Below are 26,715 nucleotides of genomic sequence, written 5' to 3' on the forward strand. Positions count from 1 at the left end.
GGGTGCCGCCGTTCAGCCGTGGGCCGCCTCCCCTCGAACGTTCGGAACGCTCAACTCGGTGAGAGGTGTTGAGCGTTTCAGAAAGCGCATGCTAGAAAGCGCCGTCATGACGACTCCTTGGTCACGCCGTGGGTTTCTGGCCGCCTGTTCGGGAACCGCTGTCGCCGTGGGGCTCGGGACCCGGGCGTTCGCGGCGTCGGACGAGTTCGCGACGCTCCGGGCGAGGTGGCGCACCCTGATCCTCGGCGAGGGGTTCGACCCCGCCGCCGAACCGTTCAGGAGCCGGCTCGCCGATCTGGGCACGACGGCCGGCCGGTACCGGGCCACGATGGCCCCCGCCGCCGGCTCCCTGTGGCCCGACCTGGTCTACGCCGACCCGGATCCGGACACCGACCAGGAGTCGTACGGCTACTCGGGCAACATGAACACCAGCTACACCCGGCTGAGCACGCTCGCGCAGGCCTACTCCCTGCCCGGCACCGGCCTGACCGGCGACACGGCTCTGCGCGACGCGATCGTCACGGGCCTGGACCACCTCCACGACGACGTCTACAACGCGAACCGGACCCGCTACGGCAACTGGTACAGCTGGCAGATCGGAGCCCCGCAGGCCCTGCTGGACGTGTGCGTGCTGATGTACGACGTCCTGTCGGCCGACCAGCTGGCGGGCTACCTCGCCGCCGTCGACCACTTCGTGCCCGACTCGGCGGTGGCGAGCTACAGCGGGACGAGCACGGGCGCCAACCGGGTCGACCTGTGCCGGGTGCTGGCGCTGCGCGGACTCGTCGGGGCGAGCGCCGCCAAGGTGGCGCTGGCCCGCGACGCCCTGTCTCCCGTGTTCCCGTACGTCACCTCCGGCGACGGTCTGTACGCCGACGGTTCGTTCGTCCAGCACACCACCGTGCCCTACACCGGCTCGTACGGCTCGGTGATGCTCGGCGGTCTGGGACTGCTGTTCGCGCTGCTGGCGGGGTCGAGCTGGGAGGTGACGGACCCGAACCGGCAGATCGTGTTCGACGCGGTGGAGCACGCCTGGGCGCCGTTCCTCCACAACGGTCTGGTGATGGACGGCGTCGCGGGCCGGGCCATCAGCCGGGGGCTCTCCGCGGCGGACCCCAAGCAGGTCCAGCAGGACGACCATCTGCGCGGCCATCCGGTCCTCGGGGCGATCGTGCTGCTCGGACAGGGTGCGAGCGCGGCGGAGAACGCCCGCTGGCGTGCCCTGGTGAAGGGCTGGATGCAGCGGGACCACTACAGCCCCCCGCTCGCCGACCCGGTGCTGAGCCTGCCGCATCTGGCCCGGCTCAAGGGGGTTCAGGACGACGGGTCGGTGACGGCGGCCGCCGAGCCGGCCGGGCACCGGCTGTTCCCGTCCATGGCGCGGGCCACGCACCGCGGCCCCGGCTGGGCGGCCTCGCTGAGCATGGCGAACAAGAGGATCACGTACTACGAGACCGGCAACGGCGAGAACCTGCGCGGCTGGCACACCGGGTCCGGGATGCTCTACTGGTGGGGCGACAGTTTCGCCAACGGACAGTACAGCGACGCCTTCTGGCCCACCGTCGACCCCTACAGGCTGCCCGGTACGACCGTCTCGCGCAAGGCGCTCGCGGACGGGGCCGGCGGGGACTGGGGCGCCCCGATGCCGGACGTGGACTGGGTGGGCGGCGCGACGGACGGCCGACGGGCGGCCGTCGGGCAGCACCTCAAGGGCCTGCAGTCGACGCTCGTGGCGAAGAAGTCGTGGTTCTTCCTGGACGACGCGGTGGTCTGTCTCGGCGCGGGCATCACCTGCACCGACGGCACAGCCGTGGAGACCACGGTGGAGAACCGCAACCTCGGCCCCACCGGCGGCGCCCCCTTCACCGTCGACGGCACGGTCCGGCCCGCCTCCTCCCCCTGTTCGGCGACGCTCACCAGGGCGAGATGGGCGCACATCGGCGGGCACGGCGGCTATGTCTTCCCCGGCGGGGCGACCGTACGGGCCCTGCGCGACGCGCGCGACGGCAGCTGGAGCACGATCAACAAGGGCGGCTCGACCACCGTCGTGAACCGCAAGTACCTGACGATGTACGTCGATCACGGCACCGACCCGGCGAACGCGTCGTACGCCTACCTCCTGCTGCCGGGCGCCACGGCCGCCCTCACGCGGGCGCGGGCCGCGGACGCCGGCTGGCTGACGGTGCTCGCCAACTCCGGCAGCCGGCAGGGCGTTTCGGTGCGCTCGCTCGGCTTCACCGGGGTGAACTTCTGGCTCGGCGGAACGGTCGGAACGCTCACGGCGAGCGATCCGTGCTGCGTGATGATCAGCGAGAACGACGACGGCACCGCCGTGATCGCGGTGAGTGATCCGATGCTCATGCGTACGAGCCTCACCCTGACCTGGCGGCGGGCGGTCGCCGCGGTGACGTCCGCGCCGGGCACGCTCGCCTCGGCGGCCACCGGCACCGCGCTGACGCTGACCTTCGGCGACCTCACCGGCACGGCCGGGGCCACCCAGCGGGTCACCGTCAGGCTGGGCTGAGCGCCCCCTGCACGTACCGGCCCAGGGACGCCGTGAACGCGGCGACGAAGGCGTCCCTGGCCTCCTCCGGCAGGGCGTGCAGGGAGAGGTAGGGGTTCAGGTCCTCCAGTTCGACCAGCAGGAGGCCGCCGTCGCGGGTGCGGCAGGCGTCGACGCGCTGGATGCCGTGGCCGAGGTCGTTCCAGTCGATGAACCGCCGGGCGAACTCCAGGTCGGCGGCGGTGGCCGCATAGGGCTTCAGCTCCCAGCGGCGCTCCGGGTCCGGGGCGTGGAGGGCGTACTGAAAGTCGTCGTCGACGAAGTAGAAGGACACCTCGTGGACGAAGTCGACGCAGGGCTGTATCAGCACCCGGCCGGTGGCGAGCGCGGCGACCTGGCCCGCGGGCACGATCCTGAGGCCGAGGGAGTCGGCGCCGAGCATGGGCTTGACGACGTACCGCTCGGCGGCCGGCAGCAGGTGCAGTTCCTCGGCACGGCCGACCGTCGGTATGACGGGGAAGGCCGCGGCGCTCAGGTCGAGCAGGTACTGCTTGCCGGCCATGTCCGCCTTGCCGGTGAGCGGGTTGTACACGCGGGCGCCGGTGGCCAGGGCCCGGGCGCGGAAGGCCTCGTACGCGCGCTGGTAGCCGAGGACGGGCCCGCTGTTGCGGACGACCACGGCGTCGAAGCCGTCCAGCAGCGCGGCGGCGTCCAGCGGGTGGCACAAGGCGAGGTCGAAGCGGGCGCGCAGCCGGGAGGTGAGGAAGATGTCCTCGTCGCAGTAGCGGCGCCCGCGGGCCTCGTACGCCAGGTCGGTGACGTAGAGCAGGCGGGGGCGGGCGGCGGGCATACGGGGTCTCCTCGGGCGGGTGCGGCCGTGCCGACGGCGGGCACGGAAATGCGCCATGTCGGCAGTGGATGCAGAAAGGTTACGTCGGGGTGCGGCCGCTTCCGTCCCCGGCCCGGACCTCCGTACGACGTGCACTCGGTGGTGCGCGGCCCGGCCCCTGGCCTGAGGACCGGCGGCCTCGCGTAACGATCGGTTCCCGTCAATTCGATCGCTCCGGCCTTCGGCAGTCCGCCTCACAGCACTCAGTTCCCCCGTCCGAGCACTCGCACTGCACTGAGTGTCACGGAGCTCGTCCGAATGCTACGTTCCCCACCATGAGCTCCAGCAGCGCGGCGCCGACCGCGAAGCCGCCGATGCGGGACGCCCTCGTCGCGGCGGCCTTCCAGCTCTTCCTGGAACGCGGGTACGAGCAGACCACCGTGGACGACATCGTGGCCCTGGCCGGGGTCGGCCGGCGTTCGTTCTTCCGCTACTTCCCCTCCAAGGAGGACGTGGTCTTCCCCGACCACGAGCGCTGCCTGGCCGACATGACCGCCTTCCTCGCCGCCGGCGACGACAAGGACGAACCGGTGCGCAGGGTGTGCGACGCGGCCCGGCTGGTACTGGGGATGTACGCGGAGAACCCGACGTTCTCCGTGCAGCGCTACCGCCTCACGAAGCAGGTGCCGGGCCTGCGGGCGTACGAGCTGTCCGTGGTGTGGCGCTACGAGCGCGCGCTCGCCGAGTACCTGCGCGGACGGTTCGCGGGCCGGCCCGACGGGACGCTGCAGGCGGATGTCATCGCGGCCGCGGTGGTCGCCGCACACAACAACGCCCTGCGCTCGTGGCTGCGTTCGGACGGCCTCGGCGACGCGGGCGCGGCCGTGGACCACGCGCTGGGGTATGTGCAGCGGGCGTTCGGACACGCGACCGGGCCCGCCGCGACACCCGCCCGGACCCGTCCGCTGCCGGCCGGTGAGCCGGCGGGCGGCCCCGACGACCTGGTGGTGCTGGTCTCCCGCCGGGACACCCCGCTGTGGCGGGTGGTGCAGGAGCTGGAGGCGGCACTCGGCCGCGCCTGACGGACCGCTTCCGCACATTGGGGGTACGCAGTGCCTTTACGAGTGACACTGAGTGCCATACTCTGTCGGCGTGCACGGTGGCACCGCTGCCGCGCACGCGTGTGCCCGGTGCGCGCCGGACACGCGGGATTCCGGCCGAGCGCAGGGAGTTGACCAGCGTGTACCACCACTCAGCAAGCGTCTCGCATCCGGCGGCCGGCTCCGCGGCGGGTGTTCTCGACCCCGTCTCCGCGGACACCAGGGACGCCATCCTCTTCCAGCGCTGCGCCTGGTGCGGCACCGCGATGTACCACCGGCTGCTGTGTCCGGTGTGCCAGGGCAGCGAGCTGCGCACGGAACGCAGCGAGGGTGTCGGGACGGTCCGGCACTCCACCGTGGTGCACCGCAACACGCCCGCGGCGCGCAATGTCTCGCTGATCGAGATGGCCGAGGGGTTCGTCGTACGGGGCCGGGTCATGGGCCCGCCGGTCGGCATCCACAGCGGCGACCGGGTCCGGCTGTCCACCGCCAAGGACCCGGTGCGGGGCGAGCCGGTCTTCCAGCTGCTGGACGAGCCGTACCGGGGCGCCTGGACCTGACGGCGCGCGGGGTGACGCGCGGGGTGAGACGTACGCCGCCCGCGTACCGGGCCGGGGTTCGTTCCGGTCGGCCCTCACTCCGTGAGGGTCACCCGGATTCCGACCGTCCCGTCCAGCCCCCGCCGCAGGCGGCTGCCCAGCAGGGTCAGGCGGCCGACGATGCCGTACTTGCGGGCGATGAGGTCGCGGTAGCGGGCGGTGGTGGCGGCGCCGGTGATCTCCGCGGTGGCCGGCACCTGGTCGCCGGTGGGGTTGCCGCGCAGGTCGCAGGGGCCGACGAGGACATCGGCACGGCGGCGGATCCGCTTGACCTTGAAGCTGTCGGCGGCCGTCCAGACACCGAGGGTGTCACCGTCGCGGACCACCCACACCGGGGTGGCGACCGGGGTCCCGTTCCTGCGGTGGCTGGTCACCAGCAGATACTTGCCGGAGCCCAGCCGGTCCAGCCGTGTCTCGTCCATGCACGGCAGTGTAGGAGGCCGTCCGCTCCCGCGACCCGCGCGGTCACGCCGGCGCGGCGGTCATGCGCCGTACCCCCTCGGTGAGGATGTCGGGCGAGGTCGCCAGGTTCAGGCGCACGTGGCCCGCGCCGCCGGTACCGAAGGGCAGGCCCGAGCTGAGGGCGACCCGGCCGCGGTCGAGGAAGACCTGTGCGGGGTCGTCGCCGAGGCCGAGGGCTCGGCAGTCGAGCCAGGCGAGGTAGGTGGCCTCGGCAGGGTGCAGGCGGATCGCGGGCAGGTGCTCGGCGAGCAGGCCGGCGAGCAGGGTCCGGTTGGCCTCCAGTCCGGCCAGCAGGGCGTCCAGCCAGCCGGTGGCCTCGCGCAGGGCGGCCGTGTGGGCGATGACGCCGAGGTGGCTCGGGCCATGACCGACCTCCTCCGGCAGCCGGTCGAGGTCGGTGGCGGCCTTGGGCCCGGCGAGGGCAAGGGCGGCTTTCAGTCCTGCCAGGTTCCAGCCCTTGGAGGCCGACATCAGGGACAGGCCGCGTTCGGCGCCGGGCACGCTCAGGTACGGCACGAAGGTGATGCCGGGGGCGACGAGCGGGGCGTGGATCTCGTCCGCGACGACCCGGACGCCGTACCGCTCGGCGAGGGCTGCGACGGCGGCCAGTTCGTCGGCGGTGTGCACGGTTCCGGTGGGGTTGTGCGGGCTGCACAGCAGGAAGGCGGCGCGGCCGGTCCGGGCGGTCGCCGCCCGGAACGCCTCCTCCAGGCCGGCCGGGTCGATGCGCAGACCGGCGTCGAGCGGGGCCTCGACCACCCGGCGGTCCATGTGCGTGACGAACTGGAAGAACGGCGGATACACGGGCGGGTTGACGATCACCGGATCGCCGGGACCGGTGACCAGTTTGATCATCTCGACCACGCCGAGCATCACGTCCGGAACGATCGCGGTGCGCTCGACGGCGATCCCGTCCCAGTTCCAGCGTTCGGCGGCGAAGGCGGCCAGCGCCTCGGCGTAGGCGGTGCCGGCGGGGTAGCCGGTGTCGCCGAGGGCGAGCGCGTCGGTCACGGCGCGGACGACGGGGCCGGCGAGGGGTACGTCCATCTCGGCCACCCACAGCGGCAGCACGTCCTCGGGGTAGGTGCGCCACTTCATGCTGGTACGGCGGCGCAGCTGCTCCAGGCCGAGGGCGTGCAGCGGGTCGGGTTCACCGGGAGCGGCGTGCGGCATGCTGGTCATGGGGCTCACGATAGGAGCCGGTCCGGGGGCGCGGGAACGACCGGAACACCCAGGACGCGAGCGGAGATCAACTCGGGCGTCTAGATTGCGTCTTGAACCGTGTATCCCACGTCCGGCAACCCACCCGCACCCAGGAGCTGACCCACGTGACCGACAACCCGGCAGCCACCGACGACGTGGCCGTGTCGCTGCGTGCCCGCATCAACACCAGCCAGCCGCACACCGCCCGGATCTGGAACTACTGGCTCGGCGGCAAGGACAACTACGAGGTCGACCGCGCGGCCGGCGACCAGATACGCCAACTGCACCCCGGCATCGGGGAGTACGCGCGCGCCGACCGGCTGTTCCTGGGCCGTGCGGTACGGCACCTGGTCGGCGAGGTGGGCATCCGGCAGTTCCTGGACATCGGCACCGGGCTGCCCACCGCGGACAACACCCACGAGGTCGCCCAGCGGATCGCGGCGGAGTCGCGGATCGTGTACGTCGACAACGACCCGCTGGTCCTCGCGCACGCACGTGCCCTGCTGACGAGCACGCCCGAGGGCCGTACCGACTATCTGGACGAGGACCTGCGCAATGTCGACGCGATCCTCGAACACGCCGCGAAGACACTGGACTTCAGCGAGCCGGTCGCGCTGATGCTGCTCGGCGTGGTCATCTTCATCGGCGAGGACGAGGACCCGTACGGCCTGGTTCGGCGGCTGACGGACCGGTTGCCGGCGGGCAGCCACCTGGTGCTGTCGCACACCGTCACCCACCCGGCGATGCCGCACGTGGACGAGGCGGTGAAGTTCTGGAACGAGCACGGCACCCCGAAGCTGACCCAGCGCACTCCCGAGGACGTGGCCCGGTTCTTCGACGGTCTCGAACTGCTGGAGCCCGGTGTGGTGTCCTGCTCCCGCTGGCGCCCGGAGGACGATCACGGGGGCGAGCCGGAGGAGGTCGCGATGTTCGGCGGGGTGGCCCGCAAGGGCTGAGCCCGGACGGGAGAGATCCACACGAGCCGAGCCCGGACGGGAGAGATCCACACGAGCCGAGCCCGCGCGGGAGAGATCCGCACGAGCCGAGCCCGGACGGGAGAGATCCACACGAGCTGAGCCCGGACGGGAGAGATCCGCACGAGCCGAGCCCAGGCTTCGAGAAGCCTCGCAAGAGCTGAGCCTGGGCTGCAAGAAGCCTCGTGGGAACCGAGCGCGGCGGAAGGGACCCGCGGGAACCGAGCGTGGCCGAAGGGACCCGCGAGGGCCGAGCGCGGCCGCAGGGCTTTCCCGAGAGCCGAGCGCGTGCAGAACCGATCCCCCGAGAGCCACGCGCGAGCCCGAGGGACCCACCAAGACCACGCACAGGCCGGGATCCCGCGAGGATCGAGCGCGTGCGGAACCGATGCCCCGAGAGCCACGCACGGGCCGCAAAGATCCCACGAAAGCCACGCACAGGCCGGTGGGATCCGGCGGGAACCGAGCGTGGCGCCAAGGCCTCGCGGGAACCGAGCGCTGCCGTTGGGCTCGCGCGAGAGCCCGGCGCGTGCGGAACCGATCCCCCGACAGCCACACACGGGCCGCAAAGATCCCACGAAAGCCACGCACAGGCCGGTGGGGTCCGGCGGGAACCGAGCGTGGCGCCAAGGCCTCGCGGGAACCGAGCGCTGCCGTTGGGCTCGCGCGAGATCCCGGCGCGTGCGGAACCGATCCCCCGACAGCCACACACGAGCCCGAGGATCCCACCAAAGCCACGCACAGGCCGGAGGCATCCGGCGAGAGCCCAGCGCGTGCGGGAGGGACCCGGCGAACCGAGCACGGTCAGAAGGGATCCCACGTGAACCGAGCACGGACACGAGGGATCCTTCGAAAGCCGCACACCGGCCAGGGGGTCCCCCAAGCCGCACACCGGCCAGGGGGCCCCAGAGCCACGCACAGTCCGCAGGGATCCCACCCCAGGCGAGTCCGGGCGGCCGGGATCCCCGCTGCCGCTGAACGCCCGGGCCACGGGCCGCGTATGGAGGTGCGGGCCCTCGACGACCCGAGGGCTCCGCGCCGCCGGCACGGGCGGCGCGCGTCCGGTTCGGCTTCGGGAGCCCTGCATGCGGCACGCACGACGACGGATCGTCAGGCGGGTGACACGCCTGGCGGCGGTCGGCGGACTCCTCCTGGGCGGCACGATGGTCGCCCAGGCGGCCATGGCGAGCGAGACACCCCCCGCCGCCCGACCGTTCTCCTCCGCATCCGGCGTGCCCGGCGCGTCCGGCGCCGGGGACACCGGAGCGGCGCTGGTGGCGCGGCTCGGCACGGCACGGACGGCGGGCGACTGGATCGGTGCCGACGGGCGGCCGGTCGTGGCGGTGACGGACGAGGCGGCGGCACGGGAGGTGCGGAGCGCCGGCGCCGAGGCGAAGGTCGTGTCGCACAGCATGGACGAGCTCAAGTCGGCGACGGCGACGCTGCGTTCGGCGCCGCGTGTGGCGGGCACCGCATGGGCGGTGGACTACCGGACCAACCGGGTCGTGGTCAGCGCGGACAGCACGGTGTCCGCGAGCGACTGGGCCAGGATGGGCCACGTGGCCGCGAAGGCAGGGAACTTCGTGCGGATGGAGCGCACGAAGGGCACGTTCACCACGCGGCTGAACGGCGCCCAGCCGATCCTGTCGACCGGCGGGCGCTGCTCGGCGGGGTTCAATGTGACCAACGGGCAGAGCGACTTCATTCTCACGGCCGGTCACTGCGGTCCTGCGGGATCCACCTGGTTCGCCGGCAACCAGGGGAATCAGCAGCTCGGCCGGACGGTGGCCAGCACCTTCCCCGGCAATGACTTCTCGCTCGTGCAGTACGCCTCCGGCAGGGCCGGTGACGGCGCCGACGTCGTCGCGATCGGCGGCGGCAACGGGGTGCGGATCACGGGGCTCGCGGATGCGGCGGTGGGGCAGCGGGTGTTCCGCAGCGGCAGCACCAGCGGACTGCACGACGGGACGGTCACGGCGCTCAACGCGACCGTCAACTACCCCGAGGGAACGGTCACCGGGCTGATTCAGACCAATGTGTGTGCCGAACCCGGCGACAGCGGCGGTCCGCTGTTCTCCGACGGGATCGCGCTCGGGGTGACCTCGGGCGGCAGCGGTGACTGCACGGCGGGCGGGACGACGTTCTTCCAGCCGGTGACGCGGGCGCTGGCGGCGCTGAACGTGAAGCTGATCGTGTCGGCGCAGAACGCCGGCGGCGCCGCCCGGAGCGCGGCCCCCTCCCCCGCGTCGTCCGCCCCGGCGGCGCAGGGCGCGGTGGCGCCGAGCGCGGCCTCGCCGGGTTCCTCGGCACCGGTGACGGGCGGCACGCAGGGTCAGACGCTGCTGGCACGGCTGACCGACACCCGGAACATCGGTCCCGGGCTGCTGGTCATCGCGGGCAGTCTGATCGCGCTGGTCGCGACCCGCTACATCCGGGCCGAACAGGACCGCAAGGCCTATCAGCGGTACTACTCGGCGACCTGGGGCTGACGCGGGCGACGGGCTGACGCGGGCGACGTAGAAAGGGCACCCGTGCGCTCACGGGTGCCCTGGAGGGTGAAAGCGCGGTCCGCGCGAGGTGGGTCAGGCCGCTCGCTGCGACCGCGGGGTCACGGCGGCCCACTCCATCACGAGGCGCTGGTACTCCGCGCGCTGCTCGGTGGTCAGTGTCCCGCCCGACCGGCGCCACAGGGCCCTGATCTCCTCGTTGACCTCCGCGGCCGAGCGCTCGGGGGCGGCTTCAACAGTGGTGGACATGCTGTGAAGCATATGCCGATCGGGGTGAAGGCGCTGTGAGTAAGTACACTCGATGCGGACATTACGGACGTGGTACTCATCACGTCGATGTGTCAAGTGCGGGGCGGGAGTTCACACCGCGCCCTCACCCAATACCAGCACCTGGATCGCCAGCACCGCGGCGCCGCGCGCCCAGTCGTGGAAGTCGGACACCTTCGTCTCCACATCGACCGGATCGGCCTGCGGATGCCGGTGCGCGACGATCGTCTCACGGACCGTGTTCCCGGCCACGTCCATCAGGCCGACGCCCTCTCCTGCGAGCAGGATCTTCTGCGGCATCGCGAAGTTGGAGATCTGCCCGACCAGGGTGCCGAGGGCCCGGGCGGCCTCGTCGATCACCCGCGAGGCCATGGGCTCGCCCGCGGCGGCGCCGGCGAGGATCTCCTCGTAGGTGGTGTCACGGCCGGTGGCGGCGCGGATCTGGTACTCGATGCTGGGGATGGTGAGCAGCGACACGGCGCTGCCGCGTGCGCCGTCCGGGGTGAGCGGGCCGTACGGGTCGATGATCCAGTGGTGGCCGAAGCCGCGGCCGTCCTCCGCGAAGGGCACGCGCCTGCCGCCGAGCACCAGCCCGTAGCCGATGCCGGCGCCGATGGTGAGGACGGCGAAGCGGTCGAGTCCGCGGCCCGCGCCGAACCAGGTCTCGGCCTCGGCCAGGGCGGCCACGTCGTTCTCCACGACGACCGGCAGTCCGGTGCGCTCCCGGACCAGCGCGGCGAGCGGCACGTCCCGCCAGCCCAGGAACGGCGACTCGGCGACCACCGCGCGCTCGCGCACCAGGCCGCCCGCGCCGATACCGATACCCGCGGGGGCGGGGCGCCCCTCGGCCAGGGCGGACGCCATCTGCGAGACCAGTGCGGCGACGGCGCCCGGATCGTGCGTGGTGAGCGGCCGGTCGAGCCTTCCGGTCACCTCGCTGCGCAACGTGGTGACGACGCCGTAGACCATGTCACCGGTGATCTTGAAGCCGAGGAAGGAGCGGGCGTCGGCCACGACGTCGAGTGGCTGTGACGGACGGCCCTGACGTGCCTGGGACGGGCCGGCCGCCTCGGGAGCCTCGGCCAGCAGCCCGGACTCCAGCAGCGGCTTGGTCAGCCGGGTGAGGCTGCCCTGGGAGAGCCCGAGGCGACGGGCCAGCTCGGTGCGGGACAGCGGCCCGTGCACGAGCACCTCGATCGCCACGGAGCGCTCCGCGGGGCTCAGCGGCAGCCAGCTGGTCATGCGACCCGACCCTCCCTTTTCTTCCGAATCAGAAGCAACCAGCCCACCTTACCGTGCGCCAAGCGCCCTGGAGAAGCTTCGGACCACCCCTTGACGGACACATTCTTCCGCATCAAAAGTAATCGGCATGACTTTCTCCCTCGGTATCGTCGGCGCCGGGCAGTTCTCCGGTCAGTTCGCCACGCTGTTCCAGGCCCACCCCGGCGTCCGTGACGTCTACGTCACCGACCTGCTGCCCGAGCGGGCCGAGCGGCTCGCCGCCGCGCAGCATCTCGCCGGTACCTTCCCGTCGTACGAGGCCATGCTGGACTCGCCGGCGGTCGACGCGGTCGCGGTCTTCACCCAGCGCTGGACGCACGGCCCGCTGGTCCTGGCGGGCCTCGCCGCGGGCAAGCACGTCTACTCCGCCGTCCCCATGGCGGTCACCTCGGACGAGATATCCGCGATCATCGGCGCGGTACGGGCGACCGGGCTGACGTACATGATGGGTGAGACCAGCCAGTACAACCCGGCGACCGTGCACGCCCGCAACCAGATCGCCCAGGGCGCCTTCGGCCGGCTGTTCTACGCCGAGGGCGACTACGTCCACGACATGGACCTCGGCTTCTACGAGGCCTACCAGTACAGCGGCGGCGAGAACTGGAAGGCGACGGCCAGCTATCCGCCGCTGCTGTACCCGACGCACTCGGTGGGCGGGGTGCTCGGGGCCTGGCGGACGCACGCGGTGAGCGTGTCGGCGATCGGGGTGCGGGACGATCGCCGCGACGGCGTTTTCGATCGTTCGGTCAGCCAGTTCGACAACGACGTGTCGAACGCGACCGCGTTGTTCGAGGTGGCGGGCGGCGGATCGTTCCGTACGAACGAGTTCCGGCGGGTCGGCTACCCCTCGCACATCCGCGAATCCAGGTTCCGGTTCTTCGGTACGGAGGCCAGCATGGAACAGCTGGCCACGGTGGCGCTGTGGCAGGACAAGAACGGGGTGAAGGACATCAGCGAGCTGCTGGAGCCCAAGGCGACCCTGGCCCCCGACGATCCGTCCCTGGCGCACGTCGCGCCGGAGCTGCGGGCCGCCTTCACCTCGGGTTCGGCGCCGGTGCACGACCGGTCCAGGCTGCCGCGGGAGTTCGACCGGCTGCACAACGGCCACGAGGGCAGCCACCACTTCCTCGTGGACGACTTCGTCACCGCGGTCAACACGCGTTCGCTTCCGCCGGTCAACGCATGGGTGGCCGCTCGCTACACCCTGCCGGGCGTCATCGCGCACGAGTCGGCACGGCAGGGCGGCGTCCGGCTGCCGATCCCCGACTTCGGGGACGCGCCGGAGCAGTGACGGCCCGGGCGACGACGGCTCAGGTGCCCGGCTTGCGGCCGTAGACGAAGACGTCGTCGCCCGTCCTCAGCAGCGACCAGTACGCCTGGGCGTCCTTGGTCGTCATGTTGACGCAGCCGTGCGAGCCCGGCGGGTTCCACATGCTCAGGCCCACCGAGTGGAAGGCCTGGCCGCCGTCGAAGAACTGGCTGTAGGGCATCGGCACGTTGTAGACGGTCGAGACGTGGTGGAGGTCCCGCCAGTAGATCTTCTTCAGCCCGGTGCGGGTGACATAGCCCTTGCGGCCGGTGCGCACGGGGACCGGTCCGTAGACGAGCTTCCTGCCGTCCTGGACCCAGCTCAGCTGGAGCGTGAGGTTCACGCAGGCGATCCGGCCCTTGTTCACCGGGCAGGCGCCGTCCTTGTTCGGGTCGTTCCCGACGGCCTTCTGCCGGTTCATCAGGTCCATCACGCCCCAGGTGACGGGTCCGGCGTAGCCGATGGCGGGCGTGATGCCGTGCTTGTCCTGGAAGGCCTGGATGGCCCTGCAGTCGGCGGCGGACTGCTTGCCGTCGACCGGCCGGCCGAGGAACTTCTCGACCTGCTTCTGGTACGGCCCCGTCTGCGTGGTGCAGCTCGCGGCCTGGGCCGGTGCCGCGGTGAAGGCGAGCGTGAGCGGTGCCACGAGTCCCGTGACGCCCAGCGCGACGATGCCCCGTCTGCGTGTGTCCCCCATGTACAACCCTTCTCCCCTGTTCGCCCAGGGCCTGCCCCGGGTTCTCCCCTGCGCGATTCCCGCGATCTCGGACTGCTAGACCTGCGCGGGGGTCGAAGGGTTGTGGTTCCGGTCAGGCTGTGACGAAACGATGAACCTCCTCGCCGCGCAGCCGGCCGGCGGGGAGGCCGCGGCCGTACGCGACGAGCAGGAGGTCCTGGCCGCGGCCGTACAGCGGGGCGCCTGAGCCGAAGGACCAGTCGAGGTCGTCCGCGCACAGCCGCACACCGGTCAGGTCGGTGCCGAAGAGTCGGAAGGCGCGGGGGTCGACGGCGTCCAGCAGGATCCGCAGCCGGTCCTCGGGCACCTCGCGGTCCAGTCCGAGGGCGACGGTGACGTCCAGGCCGTGCACGACGTCGTGGCCGAGGGCCGCGGCGAGCCCGCCGACGGGCGGCTTCCAGGGGTGGCGGGCATGGGTGCGCAGGAACCCGGCGAGTACGGCGTCCGGGTGGGCGACCGCGTCGCGGCGGGCGAGCCGGTCGGTCATGCGGTGCAGGCTGCCGCGCGCTTTGACGAGTTCCACCAGCACCTGCGCGGTCGGATAGCGGAACCCCATCGACATGTGCGCCACGACCTCCCGCACCCGCCAGCCCGCGCACAGGCTGGGCGCGCTCCACTGCTCGGGCGTCAACGCCTCGAAGAGATCGGCCAGTTCTCGACGTTCAGCGGCGATGGCGGCGGCCGTGGCGGCCCTGTCCGCTGCGGTGTGTGCTGTTTTCCCCATGCCTCCAGGGTTGTCGACGTCGTCGCCGGAAGTCCAAGACCTGGTCCGTCTGGCATCTAGCATGATCCGTTATGGAGTTGAGGCAGCTGCGGTACTTCGTGACGGTGGTGGAGGAGGCCGGATTCACCCGGGCCGCCGAGCGGCTGCATCTGGCCCAGCCCGGGCTGAGCGCGCAAGTGCGGCAGCTGGAGCGAGAGTTGGGGCAGCAACTGCTGGACCGCTCGGGCCGCTCGGTGCGGCCGACGGAGGTGGGTGAGGCCGTCCTGCCGTATGCGCGGGCCGCGCTCGCGGCCGTCGACGGGGTGCGGCAGACCGTGGAGGAGTACAGCGGCCTGCTGCGCGGCCGGGTCGCCGTCGGCCTGGTCCCCGGCACCCTCGCGCACCCCTTCGACATGGCCGGGCAGCTGGCGGACTTCCATGAGGCGCACCCGCAGGTGGAGGTCACGCTCACCGAGGACACCTCGGACCGGATGCTGGCCGCGCTGCGCCGGGGCGAGCTGGACCTCGCGGTGGCCGGGGTCGCGCAGGAGGCGCCGCCGCCGGGCATCGCCCACCATGTGGTGATCGACGAGCCGCTGGTCGTGGCGGCCGTCCCCGGGCACCCCCTTTTCACCGCGTACGACGGTTGCGCCGCCGTTCCGCCGGCGGCCCTGCGCGGGCACCGGCTGATCGGCCTGCCGCGCGGAACCGGCATGCGCGGTGTGGTGGAACGGCTGTGCGCCGAGGCGGGTTTCCGGCCGCGGATCGCTTTCGAGGCGGCGACCCCGGACGCGTTGGGCCGACTGGCGGCTCGCGGGCTCGGGGTTGCCGTCCTGCCCGGCCTTGTCCCCCGGCCGGGCCTCCCCGTCCTCCCTCTGCAGGACCCCCGGGCACGCGGCAGGGTGGTCCTGGCGTGGCGGGCGGAGGGGCCTATGCTGCCGGCGGCTCGGGAACTTCTGAGGCGGCTGCGGGAGGGGATGGGCGGGGGCGGGTGAGCGCCGCAGGGGGTCTCGCCGTTGTCGTGCACGGGTGCGTCGTGGCTGGTCGCGCTGTTCCCCGCGCCCCTTCGGGGCGTGCGTCGCCGGCCCCGCCCCCGACCAGTCCAGTTCCCCGGAATTGGACCGGGCCCGCGGCTTCCCCGTCCCTCTAGGCTGCGGCACATGCACCCCACCCTCGCCGACGACCTCTCCCGGCTCCCCGAACTGCTCCAGTCCGCCCGTGACTTCGCCGCCCGTGAAGCGGTGGGGGTCGCCGAGCGCCTGGTTGCCGCTCCTGGAAAAGCCCCCGCGCGTACTCCGCTGCCGGAGGACGGCGCGGGCGGAGACGCGGCTCTGGCGCGGTTCGCCGAACGGTGGGCGCCCGGCTTCTCCGGCTCCGCCGGTCCCCGCTACCTGGGCTTCGTCACCGGCGGTGCGACTCCCGCGTCCGTCGCCGGTGACTGGCTGACGTCCGCGTTCGACCAGAACCTGTCCGGAGCGGGCGGTTCGTGGGCGCAGGAGCTGGAGCGGGAGACGGTGGCCTGGCTGCGCGAGCTGTTCGGGCTGGGCGAGGCGCACAGCGGCGCGTTCGTGACGGGGGCGACCGCCTCCAACACCGTCGGTCTGGCGATCGGCCGGGAGTGGCTCGGCGAGCGGCTCGGCGTGGATGTCTCTCGGGAGGGCGCGACGGCGCTCGGCCCGGTCGAGGTGCTCTCCGGCAGCCCGCACTCCAGCGTGACCAAGGCGATGTCGGTGCTGGGCATCGGCCGGGACCGGCTGCGGCCGGTGCCGTTGCTGCCCGGCAACCGGGAGGCCGTGGACGTGGCCGCGCTGGAGGCGGAGCTGGCCCGGCTCAAAGGCCGGCCGGCGATCGTCGTGGCGAACGCGGGCACCGTGAACACCGTCGACTTCGACGATCTGCGGGCCATCGCCGCGCTGAAGGAGACGTACGACTTCTGGCTGCACGTCGATGCCGCGTTCGGCGGTTTCGCCGCGCTCTCCCCCGAGTACGCCGCGCTGGTCGACGGTCTCGACGCGGCCGACTCGGTCTGCGTGGACCTGCACAAGTGGCTCAACGTCCCCTACGACGCGGCCGTGCAGTTCACCCGGCGCCGCGACCTTCAGGTGAGGGTGTTCCACAACGCCTCCCCCTATCTCGGCCTGCCCGTCGGCGAGCCCGACTTCGTGCATCTGACCCCGGAGAACTCCCGGCGGCTGCGCGCGCTGCCCGCGTGGTTCTCGCTGGTGGCCTACGGACGCGCCGGGCACCGGGAGATCGTCGAACGGAACGTGGCCCTGGCCCGCCGGCTCGGCGCGGGCATCGACGCGCTGCCAGGCCTGCGCCTGCTGGCCCCGGTCCGGCTCAACGTCGTCTGCTTCACCCTCGCCGAGGACCCCACGCAGGAGCGGGTCGACGCGCTGGCCCGGGCGGTCGCCGATTCGGGGGAGGCGTATGTGACGCCGACCGTGTACGGCGCGGTGGCCGGGCTGCGGGCCGCGTTCAGCAACTGGCGCACCACCGAGGCCGACACCGAGCGGGTGCTGCGGGTGCTGGCGGCGGCCTCGGGCTGACGGCTCAGGGGTGCCGTACGGCCGCGCGGAAACCGGTGTGCACCGCGGTGAGCCCGCCGTCGACCACCAGGGTGGTGCCGGTGATCCACGCGGCGTCGCGGGAGGCGAGGAAGGCGACCGCGGCGGCGATGTCCTCGGGCTCGCCGACCCGGCCGAGGGGGTGGAGACGGCGGATGGCGTCGAGTTCGTCCTCACGGCCCTCCCACGCCGAGGTGCGGACCGTGCCCGGCACCACGAGGTTCACCCGCACGCCCCGGCCCGCCGCATGCCCGGCCAGAGTGCGGGTGAGCGAGCCGAGACCGGCCTTGGCGGCGCTGTAGGCGTGGTTGCCGAAGTCCTGCAGCCCGTTGACGGAGCCGATGCTGACGATCGCGCCGCGTCCGGAGGCGGCCAGGTGCGGCAGGGCGGCGCGGCAGCAGCGGTAGGCGCCGGTGAGGGTGACGTCGAGGTCGAGCGCCCACGTGTCGTCGGACTCGTCCTCGAAGAGCGGGGCGTCCGGGGTGCAGTGGGCGGCGCAGTTGACCAGCACGTCGAGCGAGCCGAACGCGGCGACGGCGTGGGCGACGGCCGCCTCCACCGAGGCGCGGTCGGCGATGTCGCACGCCGACGCCTCGACGGCCAGGCCCTGTCGGCGCAAGGAGGCGGCGGCATGCTCGGCCTCGGGAAGGTCCCGGTCGGTGGCCAGGACCCGTCCGCCCTCCTCGGCGAGCCTCCTCGCGACGGCGGCGCCGATCCCGCGGGCCGCGCCCGTGACGAGAACTCCGTGTCCTGCGAAGCGGGTGTGATCCGTCATGCGGTGACCGTACGGCCCCGCGGGCGTGCGGTCACCGGTATCCGGTGACGTCGGCCGGCTTGCCCGCGTCCTGCACCTCGACCAGGTACCGCCAGGCGTCGGGCCGGCTGCCGTCGAGGTCGGTGAAGCCGTACTCCCGGGCGAGTTGGCCGCTGGAGAGCGACTGCCCGTTGAAGCGGGCCACGCCGGGGTCGGCGGCCAGGGCGGCGACGGCGCGGCCGACATAGCGCGGGGTCTCCGAGACGGCGAAGTGCGGTTCGCGCTCGAGGGCGTCGCGCCAGTTGTCCTCGCGGACGCCGTACGCGTCGAGCATCAGCTCCGAGCGCAGCCAGCCCGGGGTCAGGGCGAGCGCGGTGGCGCCGCGCGGGCCGAGTTCGTGGCCGAGGGCGAAGGCCATGCGCAGGACGGAGGCCTTGGCGAGGTCGTAGAAGAAGTTCACGCGGTAGGTGTCGCGGTTGTGGTCGGCGGTGCCGTCGGTCACCTCCACGACCAGGCCACCGGGGTGCCGCAGCAGGAGCGGCAGCGCGAAGTGGCTGGTGATCGCGTGTGTCTCCACCGCGAGCCGGAGCAGTCTGAGCCCGGCCGCGAGATCGTGCTCCCAGACCGGTGTGTCCCACTCGAAGAGTTTCTCGCCGCCCCAGATGTCGTTGACGAGGATGTCGAGGCGGCCCTGTTCGCGATCGATGCGCTCCACCAGGTCTCGTACGGCGGACTGCTCCAGATGGTCGGCGGCGACGGCGATGCCGTGTCCGCCGGCCGCGGTGACGAGGTCGGCGGTGTCCTCGATGGTCTCGGGGCGGTCGTACTCGGAGCGGCGCTCCCGGGTGCTGCGGCCGGTGACGTAGACGGTGGCGCCGGCCGCGCCGAGTTCCACGGCGATGCCGCGTCCGGCACCCCGGGTCGCCCCCGCGACCAGCGCCACCCTGTCCTGCAGCGGTCCTGACATGTCCGGCCTCCCGTGCGCGTGCGACTGCGACTGCTGTCGCCGTCCACTGTCACGGGAAAACCCGACATCTTCTGTCGGGATTGCCGGCGCGGTCTCAGTGTCCACGCCTGATCCACTCCTCCAGGTGCGGTGCCTCGGCTCCGATGGTGGTGGGCTCGCCGTGGCCGGTGAGGACCTTGGTCTCCGGCGGGAGGGTGAGGAGCTTGTCGCGGATGGAGTCGATGATGGTCGGGAAGTGCGAGTAGGTGCGTCCGGTGGCGCCCGGGCCGCCCTGGAAGAGGGTGTCCCCGGTGAAGACGGTGCCGAGCCCGGGGTCGTACAGGCAGACGGCGCCGGGGGCGTGGCCCGGGGTGTGCAGCACGGTCAGGTCGGCGCCGGCCGCCTCGATGACCTGGCCGTCCAGGAGGTGCCGGTCGGGGTCGCGGTGCGGATGGGTCGTCTTCCACAGCGGCAGGTCGTCGGGGTGCAGCCAGATGGTGGCGCCGGTCAGGTCGGCGAGTGCCGGTGCGGCGTTGACGTGGTCGTTGTGGGCGTGCGTGCACACGATGGCGATCAGGCGCCGGTCGTCGACGGCGCGGGCGATGGCCTCGGCGTCGTGGGCGGCGTCGATGACGATCACCTCCCGCTCGTCGCCGACGATCCACACGTTGTTCTCGACGTCCCAGGTGCCGCCGTCGAGCGTGAACTGCCCGGAGGTGACGAGGCGTTCGATGCGTACGGTCATCAGAACACCACCACGGATCGCAGCACGTCGCCGTGGTGCATCCGCTCGAACGCCTTCTCCACCTCGCCGAGCTGGACGGTCTCGGTGACGAACGCGTCGAGCGGCAGCCGCCCCTGCAGGTGCAGGTCGATGAGCATCGGGAAGTCGCGGGAGGGCAGACAGTCGCCGTACCAGCTGGACTTCAGGGCGCCGCCGCGGCCGAAGACGTCCAGCAGGGGCAGTTCGAGCTTCATCTCGGGAGTGGGGACGCCGACGAGGACGACGGTGCCTGCGAGGTCGCGGGCGTAGAAGGCCTGCTGGTACGTCTCCGGGCGGCCGACGGCCTCGATGACGACGTCGGCGCCGAAACCGCCGGTCAGCTCACGGATCGCCGCGACCGGGTCGCTCTCCTTGGAGTTGACGGTGTGGGTGGCGCCCAGGGTGCGGGCCTTCTCCAGCTTGCGGCCGTCGATGTCCACGGCGATGATCTTCGCCGCGCCGGCGAGGTTCGCCCCGGCGATCGCCGCGTCACCGACCCCGCCGCATCCGATGACCGCGACCGAGTCGCCCCGCCCGACACCGCCGGTGTTGATGGCGGCGCCGATACCGGCCATGACCCCGCAGCCCAGCAGGCCGGCGACCGCCGGGGAGACGGCCGGGTCGACCTTGGTGCACTGGCCGGCGGCGACGAGCGTCTTCTCGGCGAACGCGCCGATGCCGAGGGCCGGGGACAGCTCCTGGCCGGTGGCCGCGAGGGCCATCTTCTGCCGCGCGTTGTGCGTGTCGAAGCAGTACCAGGGCCGGCCGCGCAGACAGGCCCGGCAGTTGCCGCACACGGCACGCCAGTTGAGGACGACGAAGTCACCGGGCGCGACATCGCTCACGCCCTCGCCGACCGCCTCCACGACACCGGCGGCCTCATGGCCGAGGAGGAAGGGGAAGTCGTCCGAGATGCCGCCCTGCTTGTAGTGCAGGTCGGTATGGCAGACGCCGCAGGCCTGGACGCGCACCACGGCCTCGCCCGGCCCCGGGTCCGGTACCACGATCGTCTCGACCCGTACGGGCTCGTCCTTCCCCGGTGCGATCACGCCGCGCACTTCCTGCGCCATGGTCTGGCCCCTTCCTCGAATGCCTTCGCCGCCGACCCTATGCGCGACCGGCCGGTAGCGGGCGGACCACGGCCGTGATCGTGGATCTTTCCGGCCGCCGGGCGGATTACATAGGAAATGATCCGCTCTCCGGTAAGAATTTGACCGAATAAAGTCATTCCATGATGGCAATCTTTTTGCAGGGTGCATGAGTTCGCCTGGTGTGTGCATCGACCCGGGCGTGCCTCAATGGGGGGCATGCCCATCGAAGCCCGCAAAGGACGCATCGCATTCCTTTTCTCGGCCGGCGCAGCGCCGCGCCCCGGAACGGGACGTGAACTCGGGGACGCCTTCCCGGAGTTCACCGATGCCCTGGACGACATCTGCGGGCGGCTCGATCCGTATCTCGAACTCCCGCTGAAATCCGTGATGTTCGCGGACGACGGCACGCGTACGGCCGCGCTGCTGGAGCGGGAGTCGTTCGCCGGGCCCGCGGTGTTCGCGCTCCAGGTGGCGCAGTACCGGTTGCTGCGCAGCTGGGGCGTCCTGCCGGACGTGGTGTTCGGGCAGGCGGCCGGACGGATGGCCGCCGCGTACGCCGCGGGCGTCTTCTCGCTGGCGGACGCCTGTCACGCGGTCGGCACCCTGGCCCGGCTCCTGGGCGGGCGGGCGGACCCCGAGCCGCGCTCCGCGCGCCCGGACGGCGTCCTCGACGCCTACGGCCGCACCCTCGCCACGCTCCACCCGTGTGCGCCGCGCCTCCCGCTGGTGTCCGACATCACCGCCCGTCCGGTGGGCGCGGAGACCGCCGAGCCGGAGTTCTGGCTGCAGCGCGCACCGCTGCGGTTCGCCGAGGCGGTGGGCCTGCTGCACCGCGACGGAGTGCGCACCTGGCTGGAACTGGGCCCGGGCGACCGGCTCACCCGCCTGCTCCCGGACTGTCTCCCGGACTGCCTTCCGGGCGGTGCGGCCTCGGCTTTCGCGCTGTCCCGCGACTGGGCGGCGCTGCGCTCGGGGCCGGGCACCGGCTCCGGGGCCGTACGGCGGTGAGGCCCCGGACACGGACGGCGGCCCGCGCTGACCCATGCGGCCAGGGCCGCCGTCTGCGCTTGCCGTGGCCGCCGGGCCGGAGCAGTCTCGAAGGGTGGGCGTCCGTGCGGTCCGCGCCCCGCCGGGCCGGGCGACGCCCGAAGGAGGTCACCCATGGGCACCGCGACAGGTTCCGCCTTCGACATCGAGACACTGCGCCGGGGAATAGAAGGGAACACGGGGAACACCCTTCTGTCGCTCTACGCCGACGACGCGGAGATCCGCATCGTCGACCGCAACAACCAGCCCAGCCACCCCACCGTCCTGCGCGGCCGGGGTCAGATCGCCGAGTTGCTGGACGACGTCTACAGCCGCGACATGACACACAAGCTGGACCGGTGCGTCGTGCAGGGCGATCATGCCGCGTTCAGTGAGTCCTGCCAGTACGGGGACGGCACCCGCGTCCTCGCCGAGTCGATGGTCACGTTGCGCGACGGCAAGATAGCCGACCAGCTGATCATCCAGGCCTGGGACGAGTAGACACACCCCGGCATGACAGGCGCCGGAAGGAGCTACGCGAGGGTCCGCATCACCTCCCGGCTGACCTGGACCTTCTCGGCGCGGGCGAGTCTGGGGCGGATGCCCCGGGCTCGCCCTCGGCGGCCGGCACCAGCTTGCGCAGCAGGTCCGCCAGTGTGCGCCGCTCTGATTCGGTCAGCGCTGAGAGCAGTGTGCCTTCGCCCGCGTCCTCCGCTGCCGCGTGTGCTTCGAACGCGGCATGGCCGGCCTCGGTGAGCCGGACCCGCACGCGCCGGCGGTCACCGGTCTCATGGGTACGGGTGATCAGCCCGGCCTCCTCGACGGACCCGAGCCGTGCCGACAGCGCGCCCCGGGTCAGCCCGAGCCGGTCGGCCAGCTGTGCGGGGCCGGCCTCGTAGGGCGGCCCGGACCTGCGCAGCATCAACAGCACTTTGTACTGCGCGCCACACCACCCAGGCCCGTCGGGCCGTGCTGGACTCCGACGGCCTGAAGCACGGTCCACCGAGTCCTGCACTGTCTGCCTCCCGCAGTGGTTTTCTTGTGGATCATTTTTTGCATAACTACCTTGCCCGCCATGACACCTGCAGCGCACGCCTTCGTCGATGTCGAGGAAATCCTTTCTGCCGCCAGGAAGTTGAGCATCACGGGCCGCTGGGAGCGGGCCGCGCGGCTGCTGACCGCGGCCACCGCCGACGAGCCCGCGGCCCACGCCCGAATGATTTCCGGGCGTCCGCCGAAGTCGCCCTGGACCAGGACTGGTTCGCCGGAACGGACACCGCCGCCGAGCCGATCGCGGCGGCCGAGAGGGAGTTTCCGGACGGCGACTGGGACACGGACTTCCTGCGGCTCCGGCACTCCTACGCCCGGCTGCTCCTGATCGACGGCGCTCTGCGCATGGGCCCGGAGGGCAAGGACCCCTACGCGCTCGCCCGCCTCCACGACCGGGCACGGGAACTGCACGACGCCGCCCCGGACGAGCTGCACCGGGGCTGGGCGGCGATGTACCGCGGGCTGATCGCGGAGAACCACTACGCCGACCGGAAGGCCGCCAACGGGCACTACACGGCCGCTCTTCGCGCCGGAGAGAACGGTGGCGACGGTCTGCTGGCCCGCGAGGCGCTGCGGCACCTCGGAGACCAGGACCGTGACGCGGGCGACCTCGAGCGAGCCACGGAGCGCCGGCGCCGGGCCACCGCGCTGGGCGCCCGGGCCGGGACGGTGCCCGGCACCCTCTCGCAGCAGCTGCTGCCGGCGGTGCTGGCCCGCGACGCCGGTGACGAGGCGGGCGCCCGGGCACTGGCCTCGGAGATCGTGCGCTGGGCCGAGGCCATCGGCGCGCACCGCCTGGGCGCCCAGGCGGCCGCCTTCCTCGCCGGGTCCGATCCCACGGCACCCGGTCCCACGGACGCGGCCTGAACCTCGTACACCCCCTCGGTGACCCTGGAGCCGGGCCCGTGGGGCCCCGAAGCAGAACCGCCGCCGCGAGGCCGTCATCGTCTCCCGGCACGTGGCCCTGCCCGCCACCACGACCACCGAGGGGGCGGTCCACGGGGGTCAGCGCATCCAGGCGCTGTACTCCATCACGTCCCCGGCCTTCACCCCGTACCGGGGGTCGTCCCGGGTGAAGGTGGTCTCGAGGCCGAGGACGCTGCCGGTGCGCGGATCGAGGATGAGCATGCGCCGGGCGCCGGGGACGTCGTACGTGTACGCCTCCCCCGGCCGCCCGAGCCGGTCCGTCACCTGCCCGGCGGGGCGCAGGCCCTTGGCGTCGGCGAGGATCCGGACCAGCGCGGCGGACTCCCGGGCACCGAGTGTCCAGTGGTCCAGCAACTCCTGCACGGCGTCGAGGAGTTCGGACGTCGTCAGGGAGCCGGTGGCGGTGCGGGCGGTCTCGGCGAGGTAGCCCCGCAGGGCGGACGGCGCGTGCGGGGGCCGCGCCTCGGGCGGGGCGTCGCTCCAGCTCGGCGGGTAGGTGGTCCGGCTCAGCACGTGGCCGTCCGCCACCGTGTGCGGCGCGCCGCCCTCGTCGCTGAGGACCGGGCGGCCCGGGTGGCGCGGGTCGGTCGCCACGACGAGCTCGGTGTGGCTGTCGTCGGCGCTCCACCGCACCACGCGCTCCTCGGGGAGGGTCACCGGCGGCCTGTCGTCGCTCATGCCGAGGCTCCAGGACTGCACATGGGTGCCCTTGCGCAGGCCGGGCGAACCGCCCGTGGCGGCCGCGGCGGCCAGTTGGGCCATCCCGTCCAGCGGTACGGCCGTGGAGTGGGCGCGCACGGCCAGCGGGCGGGGCGCGGCCACGGCGGGCGGACTGCCCGGGCCGCCGAGCAGCGCGGTGAGCGTGGTGGCCAGCACGACGGCGGTGGCGGCCAGGCCCCACCACAGCCGGGGGCGCGGGGTGCGGAGCGGGGCGGGACGGCGTTCGTCCTCGCCGAGCAGCAGCTCCAGCCGCCGCTCGGCGCCGTGGTCGAGCGGACCGTCACCGAAGTACGGGCCGTAGGCCGGTACCGGGTCGGCACGGCGCAGGAGGTCGAGTTCGTCAGTCATCGCGGTGGTCCTTGCGCAGGGGTACGCCGACGGGGGCGGCGGAAGCGGAGTCGCCGGGACGGGATGGAAATGCCGGCTGGGCGCCTTCCCCGCTCACCTCCGTCGACGGTGAGGCGGTCGTCGGCGTCACCGGGGGCGTGCGATGCCCGGACTGCGACGCGTGCAAGGACGTGCCGGGTCCCGACCGACGCCCGGCGAGCGCCACACCGTCCGATGCCTCGGAAGGCTGCTCGGGACGCGGCACGCCGTCCGGCGCCGCGGGACGCGCACGCTGCTCGGGGACCGATGCCCTCGCGGGCGGTGCCGGGCGCATGCGGTCGATCTCGGCCCGCAGCCGGCGGCGGGCGCGGTGCAGGCGCATCGTCGCCGCGCGTCCGCCGCAGCCCAGGGCGACCGCGATCTGCGCGGCGTCGAGTTCCTCCCAGGCCGCGAGGCGCAGGACCTCCTGGTCGGCCGGGGAGAGCCGGTCCAGGGCCTCGTGCACCCAGGCGCCGGGCGTCTCCGCGTCCGGGCTGTCCACGATGTGCCGGCCGTGGGCGGCCTCGTCGTTGCCCAATCGGTCCACCAGCCGGCGCCGCCGCCCGTAGCCGCGTACCGCGTTCGCCAGGCAGTTGCGGGCCACCCCGTACAGCCAGGGCAGCGGCGCGTCCGGCAGGTCGCGCCGGCGCCGCCAGGCGACCGTGAACACCTCCGCCACCACTTCCTCCACCTCGTCGGCCCGTCCGGGCAGTCGCCGCGCGACATAGCGGCTGACGGCCCAGTAGTGCTCGCGATAGGCAGCGGCGAAGATCTCGTCGTTGCTCATGTTCCGTTCGTGTCCGGCACCGTCCGGATCGTCACACCGTTTTTCCGTGATGCTTCTCGCGTCGTCCGAGTGTGACCGGCGGGCCGGGCGCGTACACAGGCGGGGCGTGAAGAGGATCAGAGACTTCAGGGGCATCCGCGCCGTGCGGTGGCTGACGACCACCGATCACAAGACGATCGGGACCCTCTATTTGGTCACCGCGTTCGGGTTCTTCCTGATCGGTGGCGTGATGGCACTGATCATGCGCGCCGAGCTGGCCCGTCCCGGCCTGCAGATCATGTCGAACGAGCAGTTCAACCAGGCGTTCACGATGCACGGCACGATCATGCTGCTGATGTTCGCGACGCCGCTGTTCGCCGGCTTCGCGAACTGGATCATGCCGCTGCAGATCGGCGCGCCCGACGTGGCGTTCCCCCGGCTGAACATGTTCGCCTACTGGCTGTACCTGTTCGGCTCGCTGATCGCGGTGGGCGGCTTCCTCACCCCGCAGGGCGCGGCCGACTTCGGCTGGTTCGCCTACTCCCCGCTGTCGGACGCGGTCCGCTCCCCGGGTGTCGGCGCCGACATGTGGATCACGGGTCTGGCCATGTCCGGCTTCGGCACCATCCTCGGCTCGCTCAACTTCATCACCACGATCATCTGCATGCGCGCCCCGGGCATGACCATGTTCCGCATGCCGATCTTCGTGTGGAACGTGCTGCTGACCGGTGTCCTGGTCCTGCTGGCCTTCCCGGTCCTGGCGGCCGCGCTGTTCGCCCTGGAGGCGGACCGCAAGTTCGGTGCCCACGTCTTCGACGCCACCAACGGCGGAGCCCTGCTGTGGCAACACCTCTTCTGGTTCTTCGGACACCCAGAGGTGTACATCATCGCGCTGCCGTTCTTCGGCATCATCAGCGAAGTGATCCCGGTGTTCTCCCGCAAGCCGATGTTCGGCTACATGGGCCTGATCGCCGCGACCATCTCCATCGCCGGTCTGTCCGTGACCGTGTGGGCCCACCACATGTACGTCACCGGCGGTGTGCTGCTGCCCTTCTTCTCCTTCATGACGTTCCTGATCGCCGTACCGACCGGTGTGAAGTTCTTCAACTGGATCGGCACGATGTGGAAGGGCTCGCTGTCCTTCGAGACGCCGATGCTCTGGGTGATGGGATTCCTGATCACCTTCACGTTCGGTGGTCTGACCGGTGTCATCCTGGCCTCGCCCCCGATGGACTTCCACGTCTCCGACTCGTACTTCGTGGTGGC

25 protein-coding genes and 1 pseudogene are annotated in these 26,715 nt (G+C 72.3%); 12 read left to right on the forward strand and 14 right to left on the reverse strand.

Annotated elements, in window-relative coordinates; translation table 11 throughout:
- Nucleotides 1-106: 106 nt before the first annotated feature.
- Nucleotides 107-2,524: a polysaccharide lyase 8 family protein gene (locus ACWDEN_RS05095; protein WP_450857279.1), complete on the forward strand. Its 2,418-nt coding sequence runs from the start codon at nucleotides 107-109 to the stop codon at nucleotides 2,522-2,524.
- Here the strand turns inward: ACWDEN_RS05095 and ACWDEN_RS05100 are convergent.
- The gene (locus ACWDEN_RS05100) at nucleotides 2,511-3,353 is read right to left on the reverse strand and encodes a hypothetical protein (protein WP_450857281.1); all 843 of its coding nucleotides are present in this window, start codon (nucleotides 3,351-3,353) and stop codon (nucleotides 2,511-2,513) included. The genes ACWDEN_RS05095 and ACWDEN_RS05100 overlap by 14 nt on opposite strands.
- Before the next feature lie 314 nt (nucleotides 3,354-3,667).
- Here ACWDEN_RS05100 and ACWDEN_RS05105 point away from each other — a divergent pair, with 314 nt between their 5' ends.
- Complete coding sequence (locus ACWDEN_RS05105; RefSeq protein WP_351618523.1) at nucleotides 3,668-4,414, forward strand: TetR family transcriptional regulator; 747 nt, start codon at nucleotides 3,668-3,670, stop codon at nucleotides 4,412-4,414.
- A gap of 158 nt (nucleotides 4,415-4,572) precedes the next feature.
- The gene (locus ACWDEN_RS05110; protein WP_351618544.1) at nucleotides 4,573-4,992 is read left to right on the forward strand and encodes a Zn-ribbon domain-containing OB-fold protein; all 420 of its coding nucleotides are present in this window, start codon (nucleotides 4,573-4,575) and stop codon (nucleotides 4,990-4,992) included.
- A gap of 74 nt (nucleotides 4,993-5,066) precedes the next feature.
- Here ACWDEN_RS05110 and ACWDEN_RS05115 read toward each other — a convergent pair whose 3' ends face one another.
- Together ACWDEN_RS05115 and ACWDEN_RS05120 are read right to left on the reverse strand one after the other, a co-directional pair.
- The gene (locus ACWDEN_RS05115; RefSeq protein ID WP_351618521.1) at nucleotides 5,067-5,453 is read right to left on the reverse strand and encodes a PPOX class F420-dependent oxidoreductase; all 387 of its coding nucleotides are present in this window, start codon (nucleotides 5,451-5,453) and stop codon (nucleotides 5,067-5,069) included.
- A gap of 43 nt (nucleotides 5,454-5,496) precedes the next feature.
- Nucleotides 5,497-6,675, reverse strand: a complete 1,179-nt coding sequence (locus ACWDEN_RS05120; protein WP_450857284.1) for a MalY/PatB family protein — start codon at nucleotides 6,673-6,675, stop codon at nucleotides 5,497-5,499.
- Between the two features lie 146 nt (nucleotides 6,676-6,821).
- On the opposite strand from ACWDEN_RS05120, the gene ACWDEN_RS05125 reads away from it, so the two are divergent.
- Together ACWDEN_RS05125 and ACWDEN_RS05130 are read left to right on the forward strand one after the other, a co-directional pair.
- On the forward strand, nucleotides 6,822-7,652 hold the full coding sequence (locus ACWDEN_RS05125; protein ID WP_450857326.1) for an SAM-dependent methyltransferase: 831 nt from the start codon (nucleotides 6,822-6,824) through the stop codon (nucleotides 7,650-7,652).
- A 1,103-nt stretch (nucleotides 7,653-8,755) separates the two neighbouring features.
- On the forward strand, nucleotides 8,756-10,159 hold the full coding sequence (locus tag ACWDEN_RS05130) for a S1 family peptidase (RefSeq protein ID WP_450857286.1): 1,404 nt from the start codon (nucleotides 8,756-8,758) through the stop codon (nucleotides 10,157-10,159).
- Between the two features lie 93 nt (nucleotides 10,160-10,252).
- Here ACWDEN_RS05130 and ACWDEN_RS05135 read toward each other — a convergent pair whose 3' ends face one another.
- Nucleotides 10,253-10,438 carry a hypothetical protein gene (locus ACWDEN_RS05135; RefSeq protein ID WP_351618515.1) on the reverse strand — a complete coding sequence of 62 codons (186 nt, stop codon included), beginning with the start codon at nucleotides 10,436-10,438 and terminating at the stop codon, nucleotides 10,253-10,255.
- Nucleotides 10,439-10,537: 99 nt separating this feature from the next.
- Entirely contained in the window at nucleotides 10,538-11,686 is a 1,149-nt protein-coding gene (locus tag ACWDEN_RS05140; RefSeq protein WP_450857288.1) for an ROK family protein, read from the reverse strand.
- Nucleotides 11,687-11,813: 127 nt separating this feature from the next.
- Here ACWDEN_RS05140 and ACWDEN_RS05145 point away from each other — a divergent pair, with 127 nt between their 5' ends.
- Nucleotides 11,814-13,016, forward strand: coding sequence for a Gfo/Idh/MocA family protein (locus ACWDEN_RS05145; protein WP_450857290.1), 1,203 nt, complete (start codon nucleotides 11,814-11,816; stop codon nucleotides 13,014-13,016).
- A 19-nt stretch (nucleotides 13,017-13,035) separates the two neighbouring features.
- On the opposite strand, the gene ACWDEN_RS05150 is transcribed toward ACWDEN_RS05145, so the two are convergent.
- Together ACWDEN_RS05150 and ACWDEN_RS05155 are read right to left on the reverse strand one after the other, a co-directional pair.
- Nucleotides 13,036-13,731: a L,D-transpeptidase family protein gene (locus ACWDEN_RS05150; protein WP_351618508.1), complete on the reverse strand. Its 696-nt coding sequence runs from the start codon at nucleotides 13,729-13,731 to the stop codon at nucleotides 13,036-13,038.
- Nucleotides 13,732-13,843: 112 nt separating this feature from the next.
- Nucleotides 13,844-14,494, reverse strand: a complete 651-nt coding sequence (locus tag ACWDEN_RS05155) for a maleylpyruvate isomerase family mycothiol-dependent enzyme (RefSeq protein WP_450857292.1) — start codon at nucleotides 14,492-14,494, stop codon at nucleotides 13,844-13,846.
- A 71-nt stretch (nucleotides 14,495-14,565) separates the two neighbouring features.
- Here ACWDEN_RS05155 and ACWDEN_RS05160 point away from each other — a divergent pair, with 71 nt between their 5' ends.
- Nucleotides 14,566-15,468 carry a LysR family transcriptional regulator gene (locus ACWDEN_RS05160; protein ID WP_450857294.1) on the forward strand — a complete coding sequence of 301 codons (903 nt, stop codon included), beginning with the start codon at nucleotides 14,566-14,568 and terminating at the stop codon, nucleotides 15,466-15,468.
- Nucleotides 15,469-15,633: 165 nt separating this feature from the next.
- Entirely contained in the window at nucleotides 15,634-17,022 is a 1,389-nt protein-coding gene (locus tag ACWDEN_RS05165) for a pyridoxal phosphate-dependent decarboxylase family protein (protein WP_450857295.1), read from the forward strand.
- Nucleotides 17,023-17,026: 4 nt separating this feature from the next.
- On the opposite strand, the gene ACWDEN_RS05170 is transcribed toward ACWDEN_RS05165, so the two are convergent.
- From ACWDEN_RS05170 to ACWDEN_RS05185, 4 genes are all read right to left on the reverse strand, one after another.
- A complete protein-coding gene (locus tag ACWDEN_RS05170) occupies nucleotides 17,027-17,815 on the reverse strand; it encodes an SDR family NAD(P)-dependent oxidoreductase (RefSeq protein WP_450857297.1) in 789 nt (262 codons plus the stop codon).
- 31 nt (nucleotides 17,816-17,846) lie between these two features.
- The gene (locus ACWDEN_RS05175; RefSeq protein ID WP_450857299.1) at nucleotides 17,847-18,761 is read right to left on the reverse strand and encodes an SDR family oxidoreductase; all 915 of its coding nucleotides are present in this window, start codon (nucleotides 18,759-18,761) and stop codon (nucleotides 17,847-17,849) included.
- A gap of 94 nt (nucleotides 18,762-18,855) precedes the next feature.
- Nucleotides 18,856-19,485, reverse strand: coding sequence for an MBL fold metallo-hydrolase (locus ACWDEN_RS05180; RefSeq protein WP_351618490.1), 630 nt, complete (start codon nucleotides 19,483-19,485; stop codon nucleotides 18,856-18,858).
- Nucleotides 19,485-20,573 carry an S-(hydroxymethyl)mycothiol dehydrogenase gene (locus ACWDEN_RS05185; RefSeq protein WP_450857302.1) on the reverse strand — a complete coding sequence of 363 codons (1,089 nt, stop codon included), beginning with the start codon at nucleotides 20,571-20,573 and terminating at the stop codon, nucleotides 19,485-19,487. Before ACWDEN_RS05185 ends, ACWDEN_RS05180 begins: the two co-directional genes overlap by 1 nt.
- A 237-nt stretch (nucleotides 20,574-20,810) precedes the next feature.
- On the opposite strand from ACWDEN_RS05185, the gene ACWDEN_RS05190 reads away from it, so the two are divergent.
- The gene (locus ACWDEN_RS05190) at nucleotides 20,811-21,602 is read left to right on the forward strand and encodes an acyltransferase domain-containing protein (protein WP_450857304.1); all 792 of its coding nucleotides are present in this window, start codon (nucleotides 20,811-20,813) and stop codon (nucleotides 21,600-21,602) included.
- Nucleotides 21,603-21,755: 153 nt separating this feature from the next.
- On the forward strand, nucleotides 21,756-22,121 hold the full coding sequence (locus ACWDEN_RS05195; RefSeq protein ID WP_450857305.1) for a nuclear transport factor 2 family protein: 366 nt from the start codon (nucleotides 21,756-21,758) through the stop codon (nucleotides 22,119-22,121).
- Between the two features lie 49 nt (nucleotides 22,122-22,170).
- Here ACWDEN_RS05195 and ACWDEN_RS05200 read toward each other — a convergent pair whose 3' ends face one another.
- Nucleotides 22,171-22,713 (reverse strand): MarR family winged helix-turn-helix transcriptional regulator, encoded by a 543-nt coding sequence (locus ACWDEN_RS05200; RefSeq protein WP_450857328.1) that lies wholly within the window; start codon nucleotides 22,711-22,713, stop codon nucleotides 22,171-22,173.
- Here ACWDEN_RS05200 and ACWDEN_RS05205 point away from each other — a divergent pair.
- A complete protein-coding gene (locus ACWDEN_RS05205) occupies nucleotides 22,674-23,537 on the forward strand; it encodes a hypothetical protein (protein ID WP_450857332.1) in 864 nt (287 codons plus the stop codon). The genes ACWDEN_RS05200 and ACWDEN_RS05205 overlap by 40 nt on opposite strands.
- Nucleotides 23,538-23,675: 138 nt before the next feature.
- On the opposite strand, the gene ACWDEN_RS05210 is transcribed toward ACWDEN_RS05205, so the two are convergent.
- Together ACWDEN_RS05210 and ACWDEN_RS05215 are read right to left on the reverse strand one after the other, a co-directional pair.
- A complete protein-coding gene (locus ACWDEN_RS05210; RefSeq protein WP_450857307.1) occupies nucleotides 23,676-24,665 on the reverse strand; it encodes a CU044_5270 family protein in 990 nt (329 codons plus the stop codon).
- A gap of 301 nt (nucleotides 24,666-24,966) precedes the next feature.
- A pseudogene (locus ACWDEN_RS05215) lies at nucleotides 24,967-25,470 on the reverse strand (RNA polymerase sigma factor); the annotation flags it as partial.
- A gap of 106 nt (nucleotides 25,471-25,576) precedes the next feature.
- On the opposite strand from ACWDEN_RS05215, the gene ACWDEN_RS05220 reads away from it, so the two are divergent.
- The coding region (locus ACWDEN_RS05220; RefSeq protein ID WP_450857309.1) for a cytochrome c oxidase subunit I at nucleotides 25,577-26,715 on the forward strand (1,139 nt) is incomplete at its 3' end.

Source organism: Streptomyces sp. NPDC001153, from assembly GCF_053598315.1.

What these genes read in the sequence shown, in the direction of transcription:
- ACWDEN_RS05095 (WP_450857279.1), top strand. Translation starts at nt 107, where the DNA reads ATGACGACTCCTTGGTCACGCCGTGGGTTTCTGGCCGCCTGTTCGGGA.
- ACWDEN_RS05100 (WP_450857281.1), bottom strand. Translation starts at nt 3,353, where the DNA reads ATGCCCGCCGCCCGCCCCCGCCTGCTCTACGTCACCGACCTGGCGTAC.
- ACWDEN_RS05105 (WP_351618523.1), top strand. Translation starts at nt 3,668, where the DNA reads ATGAGCTCCAGCAGCGCGGCGCCGACCGCGAAGCCGCCGATGCGGGAC.
- ACWDEN_RS05115 (WP_351618521.1), bottom strand. Translation starts at nt 5,453, where the DNA reads ATGGACGAGACACGGCTGGACCGGCTGGGCTCCGGCAAGTATCTGCTG.
- ACWDEN_RS05120 (WP_450857284.1), bottom strand. Translation starts at nt 6,675, where the DNA reads ATGACCAGCATGCCGCACGCCGCTCCCGGTGAACCCGACCCGCTGCAC.
- ACWDEN_RS05130 (WP_450857286.1), top strand. Translation starts at nt 8,756, where the DNA reads ATGCGGCACGCACGACGACGGATCGTCAGGCGGGTGACACGCCTGGCG.
- ACWDEN_RS05135 (WP_351618515.1), bottom strand. Translation starts at nt 10,438, where the DNA reads ATGCTTCACAGCATGTCCACCACTGTTGAAGCCGCCCCCGAGCGCTCG.
- ACWDEN_RS05140 (WP_450857288.1), bottom strand. Translation starts at nt 11,686, where the DNA reads ATGACCAGCTGGCTGCCGCTGAGCCCCGCGGAGCGCTCCGTGGCGATC.
- ACWDEN_RS05145 (WP_450857290.1), top strand. Translation starts at nt 11,814, where the DNA reads ATGACTTTCTCCCTCGGTATCGTCGGCGCCGGGCAGTTCTCCGGTCAG.
- ACWDEN_RS05150 (WP_351618508.1), bottom strand. Translation starts at nt 13,731, where the DNA reads ATGGGGGACACACGCAGACGGGGCATCGTCGCGCTGGGCGTCACGGGA.
- ACWDEN_RS05155 (WP_450857292.1), bottom strand. Translation starts at nt 14,494, where the DNA reads ATGGGGAAAACAGCACACACCGCAGCGGACAGGGCCGCCACGGCCGCC.
- ACWDEN_RS05160 (WP_450857294.1), top strand. Translation starts at nt 14,566, where the DNA reads ATGGAGTTGAGGCAGCTGCGGTACTTCGTGACGGTGGTGGAGGAGGCC.
- ACWDEN_RS05165 (WP_450857295.1), top strand. Translation starts at nt 15,634, where the DNA reads ATGCACCCCACCCTCGCCGACGACCTCTCCCGGCTCCCCGAACTGCTC.
- ACWDEN_RS05170 (WP_450857297.1), bottom strand. Translation starts at nt 17,815, where the DNA reads ATGACGGATCACACCCGCTTCGCAGGACACGGAGTTCTCGTCACGGGC.
- ACWDEN_RS05175 (WP_450857299.1), bottom strand. Translation starts at nt 18,761, where the DNA reads ATGTCAGGACCGCTGCAGGACAGGGTGGCGCTGGTCGCGGGGGCGACC.
- ACWDEN_RS05180 (WP_351618490.1), bottom strand. Translation starts at nt 19,485, where the DNA reads ATGACCGTACGCATCGAACGCCTCGTCACCTCCGGGCAGTTCACGCTC.
- ACWDEN_RS05185 (WP_450857302.1), bottom strand. Translation starts at nt 20,573, where the DNA reads ATGGCGCAGGAAGTGCGCGGCGTGATCGCACCGGGGAAGGACGAGCCC.
- ACWDEN_RS05190 (WP_450857304.1), top strand. Translation starts at nt 20,811, where the DNA reads ATGCCCATCGAAGCCCGCAAAGGACGCATCGCATTCCTTTTCTCGGCC.
- ACWDEN_RS05195 (WP_450857305.1), top strand. Translation starts at nt 21,756, where the DNA reads ATGGGCACCGCGACAGGTTCCGCCTTCGACATCGAGACACTGCGCCGG.
- ACWDEN_RS05210 (WP_450857307.1), bottom strand. Translation starts at nt 24,665, where the DNA reads ATGACTGACGAACTCGACCTCCTGCGCCGTGCCGACCCGGTACCGGCC.